Origin of the sequence: Paenibacillus shunpengii (assembly GCF_042684905.1) — a bacterium.
Lineage (GTDB): Bacteria > Bacillota > Bacilli > Paenibacillales > Paenibacillaceae > Paenibacillus > Paenibacillus shunpengii.
The window spans coordinates 2,854,068-2,873,029 of sequence record NZ_JBHUMJ010000002.1 but is presented as its reverse complement, the minus strand read 5'-3'; the positions used below and the strand labels follow the sequence as shown (position 1 = coordinate 2,873,029).

The 18,962-nt window shown below is 44.5% G+C and carries 16 protein-coding genes; 12 read left to right on the top strand and 4 right to left on the bottom strand.

Annotated features, from left to right (window positions below; genetic code table 11):
• Positions 1–6 precede the first annotated feature (6 nt).
• Complete coding sequence (locus ACFSVM_RS13375; RefSeq protein ID WP_076312753.1) at positions 7–924, bottom strand: ArsR family transcriptional regulator; 918 nt, start codon at positions 922–924, stop codon at positions 7–9.
• Between the two features lie 213 nt (positions 925–1,137).
• Between ACFSVM_RS13375 and ACFSVM_RS13370 the strand changes: the two genes are divergently transcribed.
• The 6 genes from ACFSVM_RS13370 (at position 1,138) to ACFSVM_RS13345 (ending at position 7,166) form a co-directional block, all read left to right on the top strand.
• Positions 1,138–2,310 (top strand): MFS transporter, encoded by a 1,173-nt coding sequence (locus tag ACFSVM_RS13370; protein WP_379262670.1) that lies wholly within the window; start codon positions 1,138–1,140, stop codon positions 2,308–2,310.
• Positions 2,311–2,406: 96 nt separating this feature from the next.
• Positions 2,407–3,132, top strand: coding sequence for a phosphonate ABC transporter ATP-binding protein (locus ACFSVM_RS13365; protein ID WP_076312752.1), 726 nt, complete (start codon positions 2,407–2,409; stop codon positions 3,130–3,132).
• A gap of 20 nt (positions 3,133–3,152) precedes the next feature.
• On the top strand, positions 3,153–4,484 hold the full coding sequence (locus tag ACFSVM_RS13360) for a hypothetical protein (protein WP_379262667.1): 1,332 nt from the start codon (positions 3,153–3,155) through the stop codon (positions 4,482–4,484).
• Positions 4,485–5,183 carry a response regulator transcription factor gene (locus tag ACFSVM_RS13355; protein ID WP_047910605.1) on the top strand — a complete coding sequence of 233 codons (699 nt, stop codon included), beginning with the start codon at positions 4,485–4,487 and terminating at the stop codon, positions 5,181–5,183.
• Positions 5,180–6,613: a sensor histidine kinase gene (locus tag ACFSVM_RS13350; protein ID WP_076312750.1), complete on the top strand. Its 1,434-nt coding sequence runs from the start codon at positions 5,180–5,182 to the stop codon at positions 6,611–6,613. The genes ACFSVM_RS13355 and ACFSVM_RS13350 overlap by 4 nt, the downstream gene beginning before the upstream one ends.
• Positions 6,576–7,166, top strand: coding sequence for a GNAT family N-acetyltransferase (locus ACFSVM_RS13345; protein WP_379262664.1), 591 nt, complete (start codon positions 6,576–6,578; stop codon positions 7,164–7,166). Before ACFSVM_RS13350 ends, ACFSVM_RS13345 begins: the two co-directional genes overlap by 38 nt.
• Positions 7,167–7,247: 81 nt before the next feature.
• On the opposite strand, the gene ACFSVM_RS13340 is transcribed toward ACFSVM_RS13345, so the two are convergent.
• The gene (locus ACFSVM_RS13340) at positions 7,248–8,471 is read right to left on the bottom strand and encodes a glucose-1-phosphate adenylyltransferase (RefSeq protein ID WP_090724090.1); all 1,224 of its coding nucleotides are present in this window, start codon (positions 8,469–8,471) and stop codon (positions 7,248–7,250) included.
• Between the two features lie 166 nt (positions 8,472–8,637).
• Here ACFSVM_RS13340 and glgB point away from each other — a divergent pair, with 166 nt between their 5' ends.
• Positions 8,638–10,698: a 1,4-alpha-glucan branching protein GlgB gene (gene glgB / locus ACFSVM_RS13335; protein WP_379263002.1), complete on the top strand. Its 2,061-nt coding sequence runs from the start codon at positions 8,638–8,640 to the stop codon at positions 10,696–10,698.
• Positions 10,699–10,752: 54 nt separating this feature from the next.
• Positions 10,753–12,183, top strand: a complete 1,431-nt coding sequence (gene glgA, locus ACFSVM_RS13330) for a glycogen synthase GlgA (protein ID WP_379262662.1) — start codon at positions 10,753–10,755, stop codon at positions 12,181–12,183.
• Positions 12,184–12,434: 251 nt separating this feature from the next.
• On the opposite strand, the gene ACFSVM_RS13325 is transcribed toward glgA, so the two are convergent.
• Positions 12,435–13,607: a M20 family metallopeptidase gene (locus ACFSVM_RS13325; protein WP_379262660.1), complete on the bottom strand. Its 1,173-nt coding sequence runs from the start codon at positions 13,605–13,607 to the stop codon at positions 12,435–12,437.
• A gap of 235 nt (positions 13,608–13,842) precedes the next feature.
• On the opposite strand from ACFSVM_RS13325, the gene ACFSVM_RS13320 reads away from it, so the two are divergent.
• The 3 genes from ACFSVM_RS13320 to ACFSVM_RS13310 all read left to right on the top strand — a co-directional run bounded on the left by ACFSVM_RS13320 (position 13,843) and on the right by ACFSVM_RS13310 (position 16,827).
• Positions 13,843–15,294 carry an ABC transporter substrate-binding protein/permease gene (locus ACFSVM_RS13320; protein WP_379262658.1) on the top strand — a complete coding sequence of 484 codons (1,452 nt, stop codon included), beginning with the start codon at positions 13,843–13,845 and terminating at the stop codon, positions 15,292–15,294.
• Positions 15,281–16,003, top strand: a complete 723-nt coding sequence (locus ACFSVM_RS13315) for an amino acid ABC transporter ATP-binding protein (RefSeq protein WP_090724095.1) — start codon at positions 15,281–15,283, stop codon at positions 16,001–16,003. The genes ACFSVM_RS13320 and ACFSVM_RS13315 overlap by 14 nt, the downstream gene beginning before the upstream one ends.
• A 158-nt stretch (positions 16,004–16,161) precedes the next feature.
• On the top strand, positions 16,162–16,827 hold the full coding sequence (locus ACFSVM_RS13310; protein WP_076312743.1) for a 3D domain-containing protein: 666 nt from the start codon (positions 16,162–16,164) through the stop codon (positions 16,825–16,827).
• 72 nt (positions 16,828–16,899) lie between these two features.
• On the opposite strand, the gene ACFSVM_RS13305 is transcribed toward ACFSVM_RS13310, so the two are convergent.
• Positions 16,900–17,724: a polysaccharide deacetylase family protein gene (locus ACFSVM_RS13305; RefSeq protein WP_379262655.1), complete on the bottom strand. Its 825-nt coding sequence runs from the start codon at positions 17,722–17,724 to the stop codon at positions 16,900–16,902.
• Between the two features lie 148 nt (positions 17,725–17,872).
• Between ACFSVM_RS13305 and ACFSVM_RS13300 the strand changes: the two genes are divergently transcribed.
• Positions 17,873–18,895, top strand: a complete 1,023-nt coding sequence (locus ACFSVM_RS13300) for an NADH:flavin oxidoreductase/NADH oxidase (RefSeq protein WP_076312741.1) — start codon at positions 17,873–17,875, stop codon at positions 18,893–18,895.
• Positions 18,896–18,962: the final 67 nt, after the last annotated feature.

Here is an 18,962-nt window from a genome sequence, read left to right as displayed (position 1 = left end):
ACGTTGTCATATTTGAATGTAAGCTTCCAGATACATGTTAAGCTCTGATAGTCCGTCGGTTCTAAGGCTATATTTTTCACTTTGGTCCTCACCTAAGTGGGTTTGCAGCAAGCCGGATACACGAAGAGCCATGAGATGGGGACGAAGGAATTCTTCAGACTGACCGAGCTCACTGGACATCTGTTTAATGGATTTAGGCTGATTGGATATATAACGAAGCAAGCGCAGTCTCTCAGGATCAGAAATGGCTTCGGTAAGTCTCAGCAAGCTGACAGGCGGTTCATCATCACGTTCTTCAGGCACATCAACCGGATACTGGATTAGCAGCATACCCTCATAGAAGCAATACATATTAATCGGCCTGTTATGAACGGTGGGAAACAATATAATTTTTTTTAACCCTGGTATGTCTTCCACGATAAGGCCTGCTGTTGCATAGTCAACCAGTCGGTCAGGACTCATCTTGGTCAATAGCAGTTCTTTCTCTGAGCTGTCTTCCTCTATTAGCTTCCGGTATTCAGGAAGGAGCGATTGATAATAATGCTTGTCCCATAGCTGAAGCAGGGGAATGTAATGATCACGAATACGGGAAGCTTCTTCAATCGTCAGGCTTGGAAGCACGGAACGAACGATATGAAAGAGCTCCTCAATCGGTCTGTCAGACATTTCTTCAAGGAATGGCTGCACCTCGCTCGTCTGCTCTCGCAGCGCTGTCCATGCAAAAAGCACATCATAATCGCTGAAAGGCCATGCAGCGGCAGCTCTAATGGAATCCCGTACATCCAAGCTTAGTGTGCTGTCTATGTTCTCAATCCATTCTGGACCGAGATCAAGACTGCGAACCCATCTTCTCGTCACATAGACCATAAAGCTGTTCAGCAGCTCGTAAATGGGAGAAACGTCAACTTTCACCTGATAACTCATCTGTATAAACAGACCTCCTATCACAGGTATCAGCTTATCTTTTACAAAAAGTAAGCGTTCATTTCATTATCGCTTGTATTTGGGCGTATTGTCCACTATAATGTTGAATACTTTGTAACCCGTTTCCACTGTCTGAGGACTATAATAGAGGACAGTGACAGGTCGTCAGCGATGACGATTTTTCTTTTTGTTCAATTGAAAGGTAGGTTCGCATTGAAGAAGGGAATACACCAAGAAGGATCATCACGGCATTTTTTGATATTAATTGCAATCATTATTGTAGCAGGCTTAAGTCAAGGTTTATTATTACCCGTTCTTTCCATATTTATCGAGAAGATGGGCGTATCATCAAGTGTGAACGGCATGAATGCCGCAGTCATGTATGTCGGTTCTTTTGCCATGACTTTGGTTGCAGAACGAATTCTTGGTGCGGTCGGCTTTAAGAAATTGATTGTTGCCGGACTTATCGTCGTCATGATCCCGTTAATTTTATTTCCGATCATCCCGGACCTGAGGTTATGGTTTCTGCTTCGGTTTCTGGTCGGCATTGGAGACAGCGCATTACACTATGCAACACAGCTATGGGTTCTGCTGGTGACACCACCGGGCTCAAGAGGGAGAAATATATCTATCTACGGAATGTCATACGGTATTGGATTTAGTCTTGGGCCGTTAGGTATTAAATTGCTGGATATCAATCAAATACTGCCGTTCGCCATATTGTTTCTGATCATGCTTGTTGTGCTGTTCTTTGCACTACGACTGCCGGATACACGTCCGGAGAAAATGAGTACGACCGACCAGGTCAAGGGGCGGTACAGAAAAGGCTTCATGCTTGCGTGGTATGCACTTCTTCCAGCCTTCCTGTACGGTTATATGGAGTCGGGAATGAACAGTAACTTCCCAATATATGGGCTTCGAATCGGCCTCTCTGAGAATGACATTTCAACGCTCCTGCCCTTTGTGGGGATTGGCGGACTGCTGCTGCAGCTCCCGCTAGGTGCACTTAGTGACAAATACGGGCGTAAAAAGATACTGATGATCAGTGGAATATTAGGTGGTTTATTCTTTCTGATGATACCAGTGGTCGGCACTCATTTTTGGTATACCTTGATTCTTCTTACACTTGCTGGTGGACTGGTGGGTTCATTCTTCTCGCTGGGGCTCGCTTTTGCGGCGGATATTCTTCCTAAGCAGCTGCTTCCATCTGCGAATGTCGTCGCTTCTTTTCAATTTAATATAGGAAGCATCCTAGGACCGAATCTAGGAGGTATCATGCTGGGCCTCGGTGCTCCGGGCGCTATGTTCTGGTTACTTGGCGGATGCTACTTGGTATTTGGAATAGCAGGCTTCTTTTTTCGATCGAAACAGGGATCAAATATGTAACGAATCTGAGGAATGTTTGTTCTCATATGGTAAATCGACTCTTTTTCCAATAAACTAAGAATATACAATCTACGGATAAGAGGAGTTTAAGCGTAAATGATCAGAGTAGAGAATCTAGCAAAAAGCGTAGGTCCGGACAAACTTCCGGTGCTTCGTGAGATAAGCTTTGACATGCAGCAAGGGGAATTTATCGGGATTGTGGGCGGCAGCGGCAGCGGCAAAAGCACGCTTCTTCGTTGTTTGGCCCTGAAGGAACAATGGGATAAAGGAAAATTTACGGTACATGGTACTGATATCTTTGGTGCTGGTTATGCTGGTAAAAAGCAGATTAAGCGCGAGTGGGCCTATTTAGAGCAGAACCCAGAGCTGTTCACGAATAAGACGGTGCTCAAGAATGTGCTTATTGGACGTTCTGGGCAAACGCCTTGGTGGAGAATGGTGACGGGGATGGTGCGTTCGGATGATTATATGGGAGCCATGGACATTATTGAGAGTGTTGGTTTGCTTGATAAAGCCCATATGAAGGCTGGACAGCTCAGCGGGGGAGAGCGGCAGCGTGTGGCGATCGCAAGAGCACTGACTCATGGCGCCAAGGTTATTTTGGCGGATGAGCCTGTTATTGGACTCGATCCGAAGTCAGCAGACAGTGTGCTTGAGAATTTTAAAAAGCTGTGCTCGGAAGAGAATGTTACTGTGATTGCCGTACTTCCTATCGAGCTAGCGGAACGTCATGCGGCAAGGATATGGGGGCTATCTGAAGGAAGAATTGCCTTTGATATCCGGGGCCGGCGTCTGACCATGCACGAAAAAAACAAGATTTAACGAGTGGAAAGAGTGATCAGGTGTTAAATGCACAACATATAAAAAGGATATTTCATGCAGTGCTGTTGTTTGCCGTACTTATGCTGCTTACTGCCTGCGCGAACGGACTTGATTCTTTCAACGATCCCAAGTCGCTTATGAAAACGCCGCAGCTGACATCGGAGCGGGAGAATCTGCTCAGCGTTATTCAGGGGGAATTGCCTGAAGGCTCTACGATTACACAGCCAAGAGAGATGTCTAACAAGATTATTCAGAAGGATTTGAATAATGACGGAATAATGGAGGCTGTCGTCTTCTACGACACACCAGATGAAGAAGTGAAAATTCATGGGATGGTGCTAGAGAAGCGAGGGGTTACCTGGGTCAAGAAATTAACCTTTGATGGTCTTGGATCCGTCCTCAATTCCTTTCGGCTGCAGGACATCACAGGAGATGACGATCTGGAGATTATCGCCGGCTTCTCCAACAGTGTAGAGCAGAATGCTCAGAACTGGCTCGCATCCTATAGCTATAATGGCAGCACCCTTCAAAAAATACTGGAAATGCCGTACTCCAAGTATGTCATTGTAGATGAGTCCCGCAACCCGATGGACATGAATGGTGACGGAATTAATGATCTGACGATTATGAATATATTGCCGACAAGCGGTCAAGGGACCGTAACGGTCTATCAATATAAAGATGAAGTATTCGAACCGATTGACAAGCTGACAATCGAAACTCGCATGAGGGATTTCTACAACGTATCAGCGGGTAAAATCTCACCGAATCATACAGGTATTTTGCTTGATATTGGTCTAGATGCGTCAAATTCCTATACAGATGTTGTGTATATGGAGAACAACCAGCTTGTTGAGGCCTATAAAGGAATTGATATCACCTTCAAGCCACGAAAAATTATAAGTGAAGATATTAACAACGATGGAATTGTTGAATTTGGACTGCTGGAAATTCCGCCAGGATGGGAGATGTTCGTCGACAGCGAGAAGCTCTACTTCTATTCCTTCTATCAGTGGAACGGGAAGGATGACATGACCTTTGTCATGCAGCAGTACCGTGATGACCAGGATCGTTTTTATTTCAACCTTAAGCCTGAGCAGCACGGAAATGTTACACTGGATACGAAATCGGTCAAGGATAAATACCTTCGCTTCAAGCTGATCGATACGGATGAGACCGTAGCAGAGATCAAATTCTTCTCACTTGATGAGTGGGAGAAAGTAAAAGTTGAATGGAAACAGATCGTCCGGTCGAGCAATCAGGTCATCGGATATCGTTTACCCAAACAGGCAGGTGTAACTGAATCGGATAATATCCCGCAAGAGATGGAACAGGAAGGAATGAGTGAATAAATGAGTAAAGTATTGATTATGGAAGACGAGGAATCGATCCGCAGTTTTATCGTGTTGAACTTGAAGCGAAACGGCTTTGAAGTGCTTGAAGCAGGAGACGGCATGGAGGCCATGAGAATTATCAACTCTGTAAATGATATCGATATTGCGCTTCTGGACGTCATGGTTCCTGGAATAGATGGCTTTGAAGTCTGCCGCAGAATTCGGGAAACCAACGAACGCATCGGGATCATCTTCTTGACAGCTAAGGTGCAGGAGCAAGATAAAGTCTATGCGTTATCCGTTGGAGCGGATGATCATGTCAGCAAGCCATTTAGTCCTACTGAGCTTATTGCACGGATTCAGTCACTGCTCCGGAGAGTGAACGTTCACCGTGAAACAGCTGCCAAGGTCACATTTGAATCAGGTCCGTTCTCATTAGATCTTATTTCTAAGCTGTTCAAAAGAAACGGTCAAGCAATTGAACTTACACCGACCGAATTTTCACTGGTGCAATTCTTCCTGGAGAAAGAAAATACACCGCTTAGTCGTGATGTGCTTCTAGATCATGTCTGGGGCAAAGAATATATGGGAGATCCCAAAATCGTGGACGTGAACATTCGGCGTCTGCGGCAAAAAATTGAAGACAACCCTTCAGAGCCGGAATACTTGCAAACGGTTTGGGGGCATGGCTACAAGTGGAAGGGTAGAGCTCAATGATGAAAGGCATACGCAGGCAAATAGTTCTGCAATATTTTATTCTCGTTCTGCTTGCGCTATTGCTGATCGAATCTATTTTCCTGGTTGCGATGCAGAAATATTATTATGACAGTATCTATAATTACATTGAATCCAATTCGAAAAATGTAATCCGATACTATAATTCTTCATTTATAGACAGCAGCAACGAAAGCTCGTTTATTTCCAATCTGATGTACTATCTCAAGCTGGACAATACCTCACTTGAGATATTGGATACAGAAGGAAATGTACTTGCCTTGTCCTCAGGCTTCGAGTCCGACCGGACGATTCAGACAAGTGACATACCTCAGGCACTGAAGGGAAGCACAGGGCGCTGGATCGGGAAAGACTCCGTAACGGGTGAGTCTGTAATGGCCGTGTCGACGAAGATCGACTACGGTAATGATAATGTGTACATCGCCCGTTACGTAACAAGCATGGAGCGTGTCAATGAAGCACTGATTGATATCCTTATCTGGTCCAGTCTGATTGTCGTTGGTGTCCTCGTGCTTGTCTTTACGATTAGTATCGGGCTTGCCAATTCCATTGTAAGGCCCATCAACATTATTACAGGAGTCTCCGCTGAAATGGCAAAGGGCCGGTTTGATGTTCGGATTGAAGGGGATTACAAGTATGAGATTGGAGAGCTGGCCTCTACGCTGAATTATATGGCTCAAGAAATTGTGCGCAGTAACCAGGTCAAGGATGATTTTATCTCGTCGATCTCTCATGAGCTCAGGACGCCGCTTACCAGCATCAAAGGCTGGAACGAAACGCTTGAATCCGGAGGTTATGATCCTGATGAGACGCGGATGGGTCTAAAGATTATATCGAATGAAACGAATCGATTAATCGGGCTTGTAGAGGAACTGCTTGATTTCTCCAAACTGCAGCAAAACGAAATGAAAATGGTTAAAGGTCCGGTTAGTGTACGTGAAATCATGCAGGAAGTGATGCTGAATGTATGGGCCAAGGCAGAGCAGAAGCAAATCCAGCTGAAGATGGACGCTGAGGAAGAGGAATATCTTATACTTGGCGATGGCAATCGTTTGAAGCAGGTATTTCTGAATGTCATTGACAATGCAATCAAGTTCTCGCACATGAATTCTTGGATCCACATTACACTTCAACGGGAAGATGAGTTCATCATCGTGTCGGTTCAGGATACGGGGATCGGCATCAGTGAAGAACACTTAGCAAGAGTAAAAGACCGCTTCTATCAAGTGGATCACCAGCATGGAGGTACGGGTCTTGGACTTGCTATCAGCCAGCAGCTCATCGAGCTTCATGGGGGCACCATGAACATGCAAAGTGAACTCGGCAACGGGACGACAGTAACGGTTCGCTTGCCTGCCTTGCAGGAAGAGTCTCATGAAGAGCAGGATCAGCAAGGAACCATTGAAGCATAAATGGTTATTGAAGGGGAGAGAGATCGTGTTAGACAATCTGGAGCTCATTAAGCAAAGAGAAGAACAAGGGGGCATGCTTGTACTCGTTAAAGCCACCCCTGATGAAACGAATGATATTGTATTTCTATTGAAGGAAGCAGCGGAATGGATGGTCGCAAGCGAATTGAAGCATTGGACACCGGACATGTTTACCCCGGAATCTGTCCGCTCCTATTTTGATGACCGTGAAGTATATGCCGCTTATCTGAATCAAGAACCAGTCGGTATGTTCACACTGCAAGGCAGTGATCCATCGTATTGGGGCCCGCTTAATGATGATCAATACGGCTATCTGCATCGACTAACGGTTCGCCAAGCGTTCCGGAAACGTGGAATTAGTGAGTGGCTGCTTGAAGCGGCAGAAGAGATTGTCCTCTCCCAAGGTAAGAAGGCACTAAGGCTGGATTGTATTACGCACAGTCCTAAGCTGAACGCATTTTACCAAGGTCTTGGGTTCAAGCATCAAGGTGTAACGGATATGGGGGTCCGGGTCGTTAATTTGTACGAACGATAAGAACGTAAGTAAGCGCGGGTATTATAAAAAGTGAAAAGAGCACTCCTATAAGAGGGGTGCTCTTTTCATTTGAAAATGTTATTATGAGGATAAGCCTTCCGCACGAAGGCGGCCTGTTTTTTCATATACTTCTTTGAGCAGACGATTAGGCTGAGTACGTACCGCAGGCTTAGAAACGACGGTCTCATAAGGTCCAATGACCACGATTTCGTCTACTTTGCCTTTGATGACTGCGCCATCTCTTACAATGGCACCTTCGCCAATAATCGCGTGCTCGATCGTTACATTACGACCAATCTTCGCATTCGGCATCACTACACTGTCTTTAATGGAACTGGATTTACCAATCTCGACACCGTAGAAGATGACCGAACGGTCTGCATTACCTTCAATGGCGCATGAATCATGAACCATACAAGTGTCGAAGCTGCTTGTTCTCGGTTTATGGGCACTTGGTTTGGTACGCCATTGGCGGGTAAACATCGGCCATGTTTGTTCAGTTTCCTTGTTTAAGGTTATTCCGTTCAAGAGGTCCATATGGGCATCCCACAGTGATTGAACGGTGCCAACATCTTTCCAGTACCCGTTGAAGTTGTATACATATAGCGGATCTTCGCTTGTAAGCATAGCGGGAATCAGGTCTTTACCAAAGTCATGCCCAGATTCCTGAATGGCTGCATCGCGAAGCAAATGCTCCTTCAAGTAGCTCCACTTAAATACATAAATACCCATTGAAGCTAGGTTACTCTCTGGTTTTGCTGGCTTCTCAACGAACTCGGTAACACGCATGTCTTCATCCGCACCCATCACACCAAAGCGATGCGCCTCATTCCATGGCACTTCAATAACAGCGATTGTAGCCTTAGCACCTTTGTTGGTGTGGTATTGAAGCAGCTCACGATAATCCATTTGATAAATGTGGTCTCCGGAGAGAATAAGTACGTCCTCTGGATCATGTTGATCAATAAATTCCATATTTTTATATATAGCATCAGCAGTTCCGCAATATCCTTCTTCACAACCGATATTCCATGATGGAAGGAGTGATATGCCGTTTTCGCCTGATTGGTTCAGTCTCCAAGGCTCACCCTCACCAATATGCTGATGCAGTGATTCAGCCTCATATTGTGTTAATACTCCTACTGTATCGATTCCTGAATTTACACAGTTGCTGAGAGGAAAATCGATAATTCGATAATTTCCACCAAAGTGAACAGCAGGTTTAGCAATGCTCGATGTCAAAGGCGCAAGGCGCTTTCCTTCTCCTCCTGCGAGCAACATGGCGATGCAATCTTTCTTAGCCATTTCGTTTTCCCTCCCGAATGTTAATGTTGACGTTGAGATATTATTAAACGGCGACCTTCATCCGTGAAACAACATTTTCAGAAAACTTGAGAAATAAATAAAAAAATGTTTTTTGAGCTATTTTTGCTATTCAAATTGGTGAAAATGGGGTAATAATGTGTTTGAAATTCTAATTAAAAAAGCAGGTGATCTTTTGATCGAGAACAAATGGTTGGAACAATCCATCACTTCTGAAGATATTTATTATTTTCATGAAGGGACGTCTCATTTCAGTCATCACTTTCTGGGGGCACACCCCGTTGTGGAAGACGGAGTTAAGGGTTACCGATTTACGGTATGGGCTCCCAACGCGATAAAAGTGGGTCTTGCTCACGATCGGAACGGTTATCATGGCCTTGACGAGTCTGATCTCTTATATAAGATACCCGTTTCGGGGCTTTGGACTCGTTTTTTTCCTGAAATAAAAGAAGGAATTTTTTACAAATATCATATTATTTCTCCCCAAGGTGAATCCTTGCTCCGTGCAGATCCCTATGCCTTCCATGCAGAAGTAAGACCGGCAACGGCATCGATAACAGCGGATATCGAAGGATATGTATGGCATGATGCGGCTTGGCGTCGCAAACAGAAGGAGCCTTATAATAAACCGCTCCATATATATGAAATGCATTTTGGAACATGGAAGCAAAAGGATGACATGAGCTTTTATACATACCGTGAAATGGCGGAGCTGCTCATTCCTTATCTTCATGAAATGTCCTATACTCATGTCGAGTTCATGCCGCTGAGTGAACATCCTTACGATCTGTCCTGGGGATATCAGAATACAGGTTATTTTGCCCCAACCAGCAGGTATGGTACTCCTAAAGATTTGATGTTTCTGATTGATCAGCTTCATCAAGCAGGGATAGGCGTTATTTTAGACTGGGTACCCGCTCATTTCGCCAGAGATGCGCACGGACTTCGCATGTTTGACGGTACACCGCTCTACGAATACGCGGATCCGCTCAAATCCGATAAGCCGGGATGGGGTACGCTGAGCTTCGATTATTCAAAGCCTGAGGTGAGATCGTTTCTGATCTCTAACGCCATTTACTGGATGGAAAAATATCATATAGATGGACTGCGTATTGATGCGGTTACCAGTATGCTAAGGCTGGATTTTGAAAAAAATGAAGGTCAATACGCCCTTAATGAGTTTGGTGGTGTCCAAAATTTGGAAGCCATTGATTTTATTAAACAGTTAAACACGACGATCTACCGCTATTATCCTAATGCGTTGATGATGGCTGAAGAATCAAGTGCATGGCCTGGCGTGACAAGCCCTGTATTCGCGGACGGACTCGGTTTTAACTACAAATGGAATATGGGCTGGATGAACGATACATTGGAGTATTTCAAAACGGATTTCCATGATCGGCCGAATAAACACAATTTGCTGACCTTTCCTGTCGTATATGCACAGGCGGACAACCACCTGCTACCTCTTTCACATGATGAGGTGGTGCATGGGAAGAAGTCGCTGCTGGACAAGATGCCAGGCAGCTATGAGCAGAAATTCGCAGGTCTTCGTACGCTCCTCGGTTATTTCATGACCTTTCCTGGCAAAAAGCTGCTCTTTATGGGAGGGGAATTCGGTCAGTTTATCGAATGGAAGGACGAAGAGCCCCTAGATTGGTTCTTGCTGGATTATGAGAGTCATCGTAAGCTCCATGCCTATTCTAAGGCGCTGAATGAACTGTATATTCGTGAAAAAGGACTATGGGAACTGGATCACTCGGGTGAAGGCTATGAATGGATATCAGCAGATGATCACTCACAAAGTGTTATTTCCTATCTCAGAAAAGGCAAGAAGCCAGGTGACACCCTGATCGTAGTCATTAATCTTCAGCCTGTGGCTAGACAGAATTATCGCATTGGAATTGCAAGACCTGGTTCATATACAGAAATTTTTAATAGTGACTATAAAGAATTCGGCGGAGAAGGGCAGCATGTAAATAACGAGATCCGCACAGAGAAAACTTCCTGGCATGGACAGCAGAACAGTCTAGTTCTCACGCTTCCGCCACTCAGTGTTGTTATTTTGAAGAAGACAACCCGTGGCAGAGTAAAAGCGGACGCTAAGCCTGTGGATCTCAAAAGTGAGACTGCACAGGATAAGAAAAAAGCTGTCAAGCCCAAAAAACGACAAACTAAGAAAGCACTGCAGGATGTCCCGATTGTATAAACACACCAGCAGTATATATGTAGAGCGAAAGCATCGATCAAGGAGGAAGCACTAATGAATGTACTATTCGCCGCAGCAGAAGGGCATCCATTCATCAAAACGGGAGGACTGGCCGATGTCATCGGCGCATTGCCTCAGGCATTGCGTAAAAATGGGGTTGATGTTCGAGTTGTGTTACCCAAATATAAAGGCATCAATGACCGTTACCGTGAGAAGATGGAGCCTGTAACGGTGGCCGATGTATACGTCGGCTGGCGCAAGCAGTATTGCGGAGTAGAGCGTCTCGTTCATAACGGCGTTACATTCTATTTCCTTGATAATGAATATTACTTCGGCAGAGATGGAATATACGGTTATATGGATGATGGTGAACGATTCGCCTTCTATAATCGTGCAGTTCTGGAAGTAATACCATATCTGGATTTCGAGCCGGATGTCATTCATTGTCATGACTGGCATACAGGAATGATTCCGCTAATCAAAAAGGCGCATTATGATCATCTCCCTGAATATCAGTCGATTAGAACGGTGTTTACGATTCATAATCTGTTGTATCAAGGTATATTCCCGTATGAGGTACATCATGACTTATTAAATTTACACGATCAGTATTTTACGATGGATGGTGTAGAGTACTACGGTAATCTTAACTTTATGAAGGCCGGTTTAGTGTACTCCGATCATGTGACCACGGTTAGTCCGACTTATGCTGAGGAGATTAAGACAGCTCACTACGGCTACGGTCTTGATGGACTGCTCCGATCGCTTGGCAACAAGCTTTCGGGAATCGTTAATGGGATTGACACGGACAGTTATAACCCTAAAACCGATAGAGATCTTGCTGCGGTTTATACCTCAGCAGATATGGATTTAAAACTAAAAAATAAGGCTGCTCTACAGCAGGAGCTTGGATTGCCCGTTCGACCTGAGGTTCCTGTTATCGCAATGGTTACTCGTCTTGTAGAGTCCAAGGGTCTGGATCTGGTATGCAGAACACTTGATGAACTATTGTATTATGATGATGTCCAGTTTATTCTGCTGGGTACGGGTGAACATGCATACGAGCACTGGTTCTATGAGGCAGGTCTTCGTCATCCTGAGAAGATGTCAGCGCAAATAAGGTTCAATGAAGGCTTATCCAGAAGATTCTATGCCGGCAGTGATCTGTTTCTGATGCCTTCCATGTTTGAGCCTTGCGGAATCAGTCAACTGCTCGCATTGCAGTATGGAAGCATCCCGATTGTACGTGAGACAGGCGGACTGAATGATACGGTACAGGCATACAACGAGTTTACAGGAGAAGGAACAGGCTTTACTTTCACCAATTACAACGCACATGACATGCTGTTTACAATTAGAAGAGCAATGCAGTTTTATGATCGAAAGGATCATTGGGAGAAGATCATGTCCAATGCGATGAACGGAGATTACAGCTGGGAAGTATCGGCAGAAGCCTATATGGATATATACGATAGGCTGCGATAAGGTGATTTACATCAGACTTAACTACTTAGCGATTCTAGCTTGAGCTCGTGGGTAGAATAAGGCTTTAACTTATTCGCTTCATAATAAAAAGGGTACCGAGAAATTACACTCGGTACTCTTTTTCTTTTGAGGGGAATTAATATGTGTTATTTGAATCAATTTCATAATACCTTTAGCTGCTTCAATCAAGGGGATATATAGTTTCTAAGCCACCTTGATAATAATTGATGAAATTGATTCATTTGCTGAATTTAAATGTTATTTACTGCACGGTGGGCTGTTTTAATGCGGGTAAGCAGTTCTGGTTGTGTGATGACATCATACGCCGTGTTTCCAAGAGCCTTTGCAGCCAGAAGCATGCCTGAGAGTGCTCGTTCCTCCATAGCCAAATCTCTAAATTCTTTTGAATGAAGCGCATGCTTCTCCTCAATAATTTTAATGTATGGATGGATGGCAGGAATTTTCAAAGATACATTGCCCATATCCATGGAGCCGTGATCGTTTCCGGTTCTGATCTCGTCCTCGCTAATACCAAGCTCTATTAAGTTCGCGCTAAAGACATCAGACAAAATCTCATTTGTGTTCATTTCATCATATGAAGTTTCATAATTGGAGGTCTTCAAAGTACAGCCGGTTTGAAGAGCACTTCCTTCTGCAATTTTAATGACACGTTCCGTCAGCACTTCAAGCTCTTTACGTGTAGATGCCCGGACATAAAACTGGGCTGAGGCGTAATCCGGAATAATATTGGCAGCTTCACCGCCATGGTTAATAATGCCATGGATGCGAACCGTGCTCTTCACTTGCTGACGGAAGGCATTAATTCCGTTAAACGTTTGAATAACGGCATCAAGTGCGTTAATCCCTTCATGGGGGCTTGCGGCTGCATGTGAGGATTTACCAAAGAACTCAAATTGAATAGCATCCATGGCCAGGGAAGTACCTGATTTCTCATATGCATAGAACGGATGCGTCATCATGGCAATATCACAGTCATCAAATAATCCGGCAGCAGCCATGGGTACCTTGGCTCCTTTGGTTTCCTCCGCAGGGGTTCCGAATACTTTGATGGATCCCCCGATCTCATCAATGACGGATTTGAGACCAACTGCAGCGCCTAAGCTCATCATACAGATTAAGTGGTGGCCGCAGGCATGCCCTAGTTCAGGAAGGGCATCGTATTCACACAGCAGTGCAATTCGCGGTCCGGGCTTACCAGCGCTGTAAGTACCGATAAATGCGGTCGCAAGGCCAAGCACAGGTGCTTCGACTTCAAAGCCATGGAAAATAAGTTCTTCCTTAAGTCTTGCGGATGCAAGAAATTCCTCGTTACCAAGCTCCGGGTTCTGACCAATATATAATGAAATCTCTTTGAAACGGGAACTATATTGATCAATGGTTTGATTAATGGTTTGTTTGCTCAATTCAAATCGCTCTCCTCGTGGCGGCCTGAATATAAACGGCCTTATTACACAAGCATTATAGCACTGTCAGCATAATGTCGTCTTTAACTTTGTCGAATTCATACTGTTTGAGTCGATTGCCGACGAATAAGCGTGAAAATTATTGGAAGTTCATTGCATATTCATACATTTTCACTTATAATGATGTTTCGATTATTAATAATTTAATTATATGTAAGTTAAGGAGAGACAAGGCTTGAAGAAAACATTTCGGTTGCTAATGCTCTTTATGTGCATGCTCCTCCTGCTTCCTGCAGGACTTCAGACGGCTTATGCACAGGATGCTAATAGTGACAAACAGCTAATATTGGGAACTAGTGCAGATTTTCCCCCTTATGAATTTCATACAACGATAGATGGTCAAGATCAAATTGTAGGTTTTGATATCGAAATTGCAAAGGCAATCGCGGAGAAGATGGGAGCAGAGCTGGTCATCCAGGATATGGGCTTTGACAGCCTGCTTCCAGCACTGCAGAGCGGTCGTGTTGACCTTGTAATATCCGGTATGACTCCGACGGATGAACGTCGGCAAAGCATAGATTTTTCCGATCCATATTATAAAGCAAGACAGGTTGTCGTGATTCGTGCTGAAGATACTGAGAAGTACAAGACGATGGCTGATCTTGAGAATACGAAGCTCGGTGTTCAGAAAGGCTCTGTTCAAGAGGAAATTGCGCAGGGCGTGCCGAATGCGAGTATAACCTCACTGGATAAGATCGGCGATATCATAATGCAGCTTGAAACGGAGCGGGTAGATGCGCTGATCGTAGAGGATACCGTTGCTGCCGGTTACCTAAATGATGACATTGTGCTTGCTGATGCTGTACCGGATGAATCGGAATCCGATGCTGCGATTGGTGTACAAAAGGGGAATACGGAGCTGCTGGCCGTCATCAATGAAACACTTGCTGAGCTTAAAGCAGACGACAGAATTACGGAAATGGTAGAGGAAGCAAGTCTTCTGGCAGCAGGCAAAACTGGAGACAAAAATATTTTTGAAGTAGCTTGGGAATACCGCAGCTATTATGCCAAAGGGATTGGATACACGTTATTGCTATCCGCTCTGGGTGTCATCTTCGGTTTCCTGATTGGTCTAATCATTACACTGGTTCGCATGTCGGGAATTAAGGTTCTTGCGTGGCTGGGTACTGCTTATGTTGAGGTGCTGCGCGGTACACCAATGCTCGTTCAGCTGATGATCATTCACTATGGTTTGGCCCTGGTATTTGGTATTAATCTGTCACCGCTGCAATCGGGTGTGATCACATTATCCATTAACAGCTCCGCCTATCTTGCAGAAATTTTCAGAGCAGGAATTCAGGGAGTGGACAAAGGACAAATGGAAGCTGCCCGTTCACTCGGTATGACGCGTGGAGCGGCACTAAGACATATCATTTTGCCGCAGGCGATGAAGACAGTCCTTCCTGCCATCGGTAATGAATTTATTACCATTATTAAGGAATCGTCTATCATTTCCGTTATCGGTATGATGGATATTATGTACCAGGCGAATACGGTTCGCAGTATTACGTATCAAGGTCTGAGCCCGTATATCATTGCCGCGGTCATCTACTTCATCCTTACCTTCATGCTGTCTAAGCTGTTAGGTGCATTTGAAAGGAAGTTGAGAACAAGTGATAAGCGTTAAAAATTTGCATAAATCCTTTGGGGATCTAAATATTCTGAAGGGAATCGACATCGAGATCGGCAAAGGCGAAGTTGTCGTCGTAATTGGGCCTTCGGGATCAGGCAAAAGTACATTTCTACGCTGCCTGAATCTGCTGGAAGTGCCGACAGATGGAACCATATTGTTCGAAGGCAATTCGATAACAGATCCGAAGCATAACATTAACTCTACCCGTGAAAAAATGGGTATGGTATTCCAGCACTTTAATCTGTTTCCACATAAGACAGTAGGAGAGAATATTACACTTGCCCCAGTCACGGTTAAAAATATTGCTGCACAAGAGGCTGATAAAATTGCCGATGATCTTCTTAAAACCGTGGGATTGTCTGATAAGAAGAACATTTATCCTAACCAATTGTCGGGTGGGCAGAAGCAGCGTATCGCGATCGCGCGAGCTCTTGCGATGCAGCCGCATGTCATGCTGTTTGATGAACCAACCTCAGCGCTGGATCCCGAGATGGTTGGAGAAGTGCTGGATGTCATGAAGAAGCTTGCTGAAGGCGGAATGACGATGGTCATCGTCACTCATGAGATGGGTTTTGCCCGTGAAGTGGGTGATCGAATTCTATTCATGGATGGCGGTAAGATCGTCGAAGAAGGAACGCCAGAGGAAGTATTCACAAACCCTCAGCATCCACGTACAAAGGATTTTCTCAGCAAAGTATTATAACGATTATATTCTGTAATGAAACTGCCCCAGACATTGATGTCTGGGGTATTTTTGTGTATGAATTAGACTGATTAATTTACGGTTTCCAACATTTACATAATACATGGTTACAAAATTGTGATATATTTACGTCAGTCAAATTCATGAGGGAGGACAATATGTTTAAATCTTTCAAGAAGACTAGCATTGCTGCAGCGATCTTAGGTGCGGCTTTGATGGTTCAGGTTGTTCCCGCGCAGGCGGCAAAGATTCATACTGCTGTAGAAGGGGACACATTTTACACCCTATCCAAAAAGTATAAAGTAAATTTACAACAACTAATGAATGCAAATAATAATATCTCACCATACAACATCTATGGCGGACTGAAGATTACCATTCCAACGACATCGAAATTAACGGCTCAAGCGGCTGGCAGCAACAGCAACCAAGCAGTGACTGCAAGCTTAAATGTAGACAGCTCGAACAAAGTGGTAGAGGCTTGGGGCAAGACGTTTGATTATAGCAAAACACTGAATGTCAAAGCGACAGCTTACTCCTCCGATCCTGCGGAGAACGGCGGATATGGAGCGGTCGATTATTTCGGTAATGATCTGAAGCTAGGTACCATTGCGGTTGATCCTGATGTCATTCCTCTTGGTACCAAGGTACTCGTAACAGGACATTCCCATGACGGGCTGCCTGATAAGGCTTATGTAGCCACGGCGACGGATATTGGCGGTGCAATAAAAGGTAACAAGATTGATATCTTCATTCCTGGAAGTCCGGGCTTTGTAAGTGAATTCGGAATACAGGACGTGAAATTATATTTCATTAAAGAATAAGCTAAGAATTTGAATTCAAATATTTGAATAATCAGCAAACTCGTGATGAGCCAGGGGCTTTCACGAGTTTTTTTATTTTTCCAGGCTGATTCCGAGCAGCTCAGGTACCGTGACAAGCTCATAGCCCAAGGCTTGGAGCCTAGTAATTACCTCAGGAAGAGCCTGAATCGTACCGCTGAGATCTGAGCCTACTCCACCTCCACCATGCTGAAGCACAATCGCTCCTGGTCTGATGTCAGACATAATGTTTTGTATAACCTCGTTTTTACCGAGTCCCTTCCAATCGAGCGAATCTACATTCCAATTCACAATACGATAGGAGTGGTCTACAGCCCACTTTAATTGTTCTTCGGTAATCTCGCCATAAGGGGGACGAATCATTTTTGGATAATATTCAATAATTGGATAGGCAGCCTGCTCTGTTCTTTGAATTTCATTCACAAATTCAGGAACGGTCAATCGGTTAAAGTTAGGATGGGAGTAGCTGTGATTACCGATGGCGTGACCTTCTTCATGAATTCTCCTAAAAATGTCGGGATATTTTGCAATCCGATGACCATTCACGAAAAAGGTAGCTGTTACACCATGGCTCTTAAGAATATCGAGTATTTGTGGTGTAAACCTAGGATCAGGAACATCGTCAAATGTCAGAGCTACCTTATTAACTCTCGGTCCATTGGTCAGGAAGTAATGGCTGTATTTCTTGCGGAGCTGTCCCAGAGTCGGCGGATGATGTTCTGAGGAAGCGTTTGAAGAATCAGGCTTCTGAATGGCTGCCGGCTGCTCAGCATTTGTATGATTCTTATAGAAGGCATCCGATAAGTCTGTGGAAATCAAAGCACTAATAATGGCGATACAGGGCAATAAAATGAAGATGTAAAATGACAAACGCTTCATAAATCATTTAACTCCTTTTTATGTATTTGAATGGCTAAACGGCATCGCTTTATGCAACAACGTGAATAACTACAAGTCATTACCTGTTTGTTATAACCTTAGTAGGATGATATTATTCTAGAAAAAAGGACGAGGAGCTGAGGAGCACTTGAGCCAATTGTTTGAGCCAATTAAGATAAAGGGCCTGGAAATAAAAAATCGCGTGGTCATGCCGCCGATGTGTCAATACAGTGTTACGGAGGAGGATGGAATTCCTAATGAGTGGCACTACGTACATTATGTCAGCCGTGCTGTAGGCGGTACGGGATTGATTATTGTTGAAATGACGGGTATACATCCGGATGGAAGAATTACTAATCTGGATACAGGACTATGGAGTGATGATCACATTCCATCCTATCGCAGGCTGGTGGACGCTGTTCACTCCTACGGTTGTAAGATCGGGATTCAGCTGGGGCATGCAGGCCGCAAGGCTCAAGATGCGAAACCGCCTGTTGCACCTTCTGCCATTCCATTCAGCGAGCGGTATGATATGCCAAGAGCGCTTGAGTATGAAGAAGTGAAGCAGTTGGTCATTGATTATAAAGAAGCGGCGAGAAGGGCAGTAGAAGCTGGGTTTGATACGATTGAAATACACGGAGCACATGGTTACTTGATTCATCAATTCCATTCTCCTCTCACAAATATCCGTGAGGACGAATATGGCCAGGATTTGTCACGATTCGGTGTTGAGATCATCACTGAGGTAAAAGAAGTGATTCCAAGTGATATGCCGATCATCATGCGCATCTCAGCGAAGGAATATGTAGATCATGGCTATGATGTCCGTTATGCGGTTGAACTCGGGCAAAAATATAAGGATGCGGGTGTAGATATCTTCCATATTACCTCTGGAGGAGAGGGCCCGATCGGTTCGGATGGAGGTCCTGCGGCGAGAGCCGGATATCAGGTGGATCTTGCTCATAAATTCAAGAATGAGCTGGAGCTTCCGGTAATTGCTGTCGGCCTGCTGGAGGATTATGAGGATGCGAGAAACGTGGTTGAATCGGGTCAAGCCGATCTTGTTGCGGTCGGTCGGGGAATGCTGCGTGATCCGTACTGGGCTCTGCACGCATCTCAAGCCATTGGCGGCAAGCAGTCTATACCCAAGCCTTATTTAAGAGGATTTTAATTATTTGAAACGCTTCTCAACTTGATTCGTAATATTGGATTAGAAGCAGCTTGCTGAGTTATGAAGA

Bases quoted from the DNA above. Each gene is read 5' to 3' on its own strand.
- ACFSVM_RS13375 (WP_076312753.1), bottom strand. From the start codon at position 924: ATGAGTTATCAGGTGAAAGTTGACGTTTCTCCCATTTACGAGCTGCTG.
- ACFSVM_RS13365 (WP_076312752.1), top strand. From the start codon at position 2,407: ATGATCAGAGTAGAGAATCTAGCAAAAAGCGTAGGTCCGGACAAACTT.
- ACFSVM_RS13355 (WP_047910605.1), top strand. From the start codon at position 4,485: ATGAGTAAAGTATTGATTATGGAAGACGAGGAATCGATCCGCAGTTTT.
- ACFSVM_RS13350 (WP_076312750.1), top strand. From the start codon at position 5,180: ATGATGAAAGGCATACGCAGGCAAATAGTTCTGCAATATTTTATTCTC.
- ACFSVM_RS13345 (WP_379262664.1), top strand. From the start codon at position 6,576: ATGAAGAGCAGGATCAGCAAGGAACCATTGAAGCATAAATGGTTATTG.
- ACFSVM_RS13340 (WP_090724090.1), bottom strand. From the start codon at position 8,471: ATGGCTAAGAAAGATTGCATCGCCATGTTGCTCGCAGGAGGAGAAGGA.
- glgA (WP_379262662.1), top strand. From the start codon at position 10,753: ATGAATGTACTATTCGCCGCAGCAGAAGGGCATCCATTCATCAAAACG.
- ACFSVM_RS13310 (WP_076312743.1), top strand. From the start codon at position 16,162: ATGTTTAAATCTTTCAAGAAGACTAGCATTGCTGCAGCGATCTTAGGT.
- ACFSVM_RS13305 (WP_379262655.1), bottom strand. From the start codon at position 17,724: ATGAAGCGTTTGTCATTTTACATCTTCATTTTATTGCCCTGTATCGCC.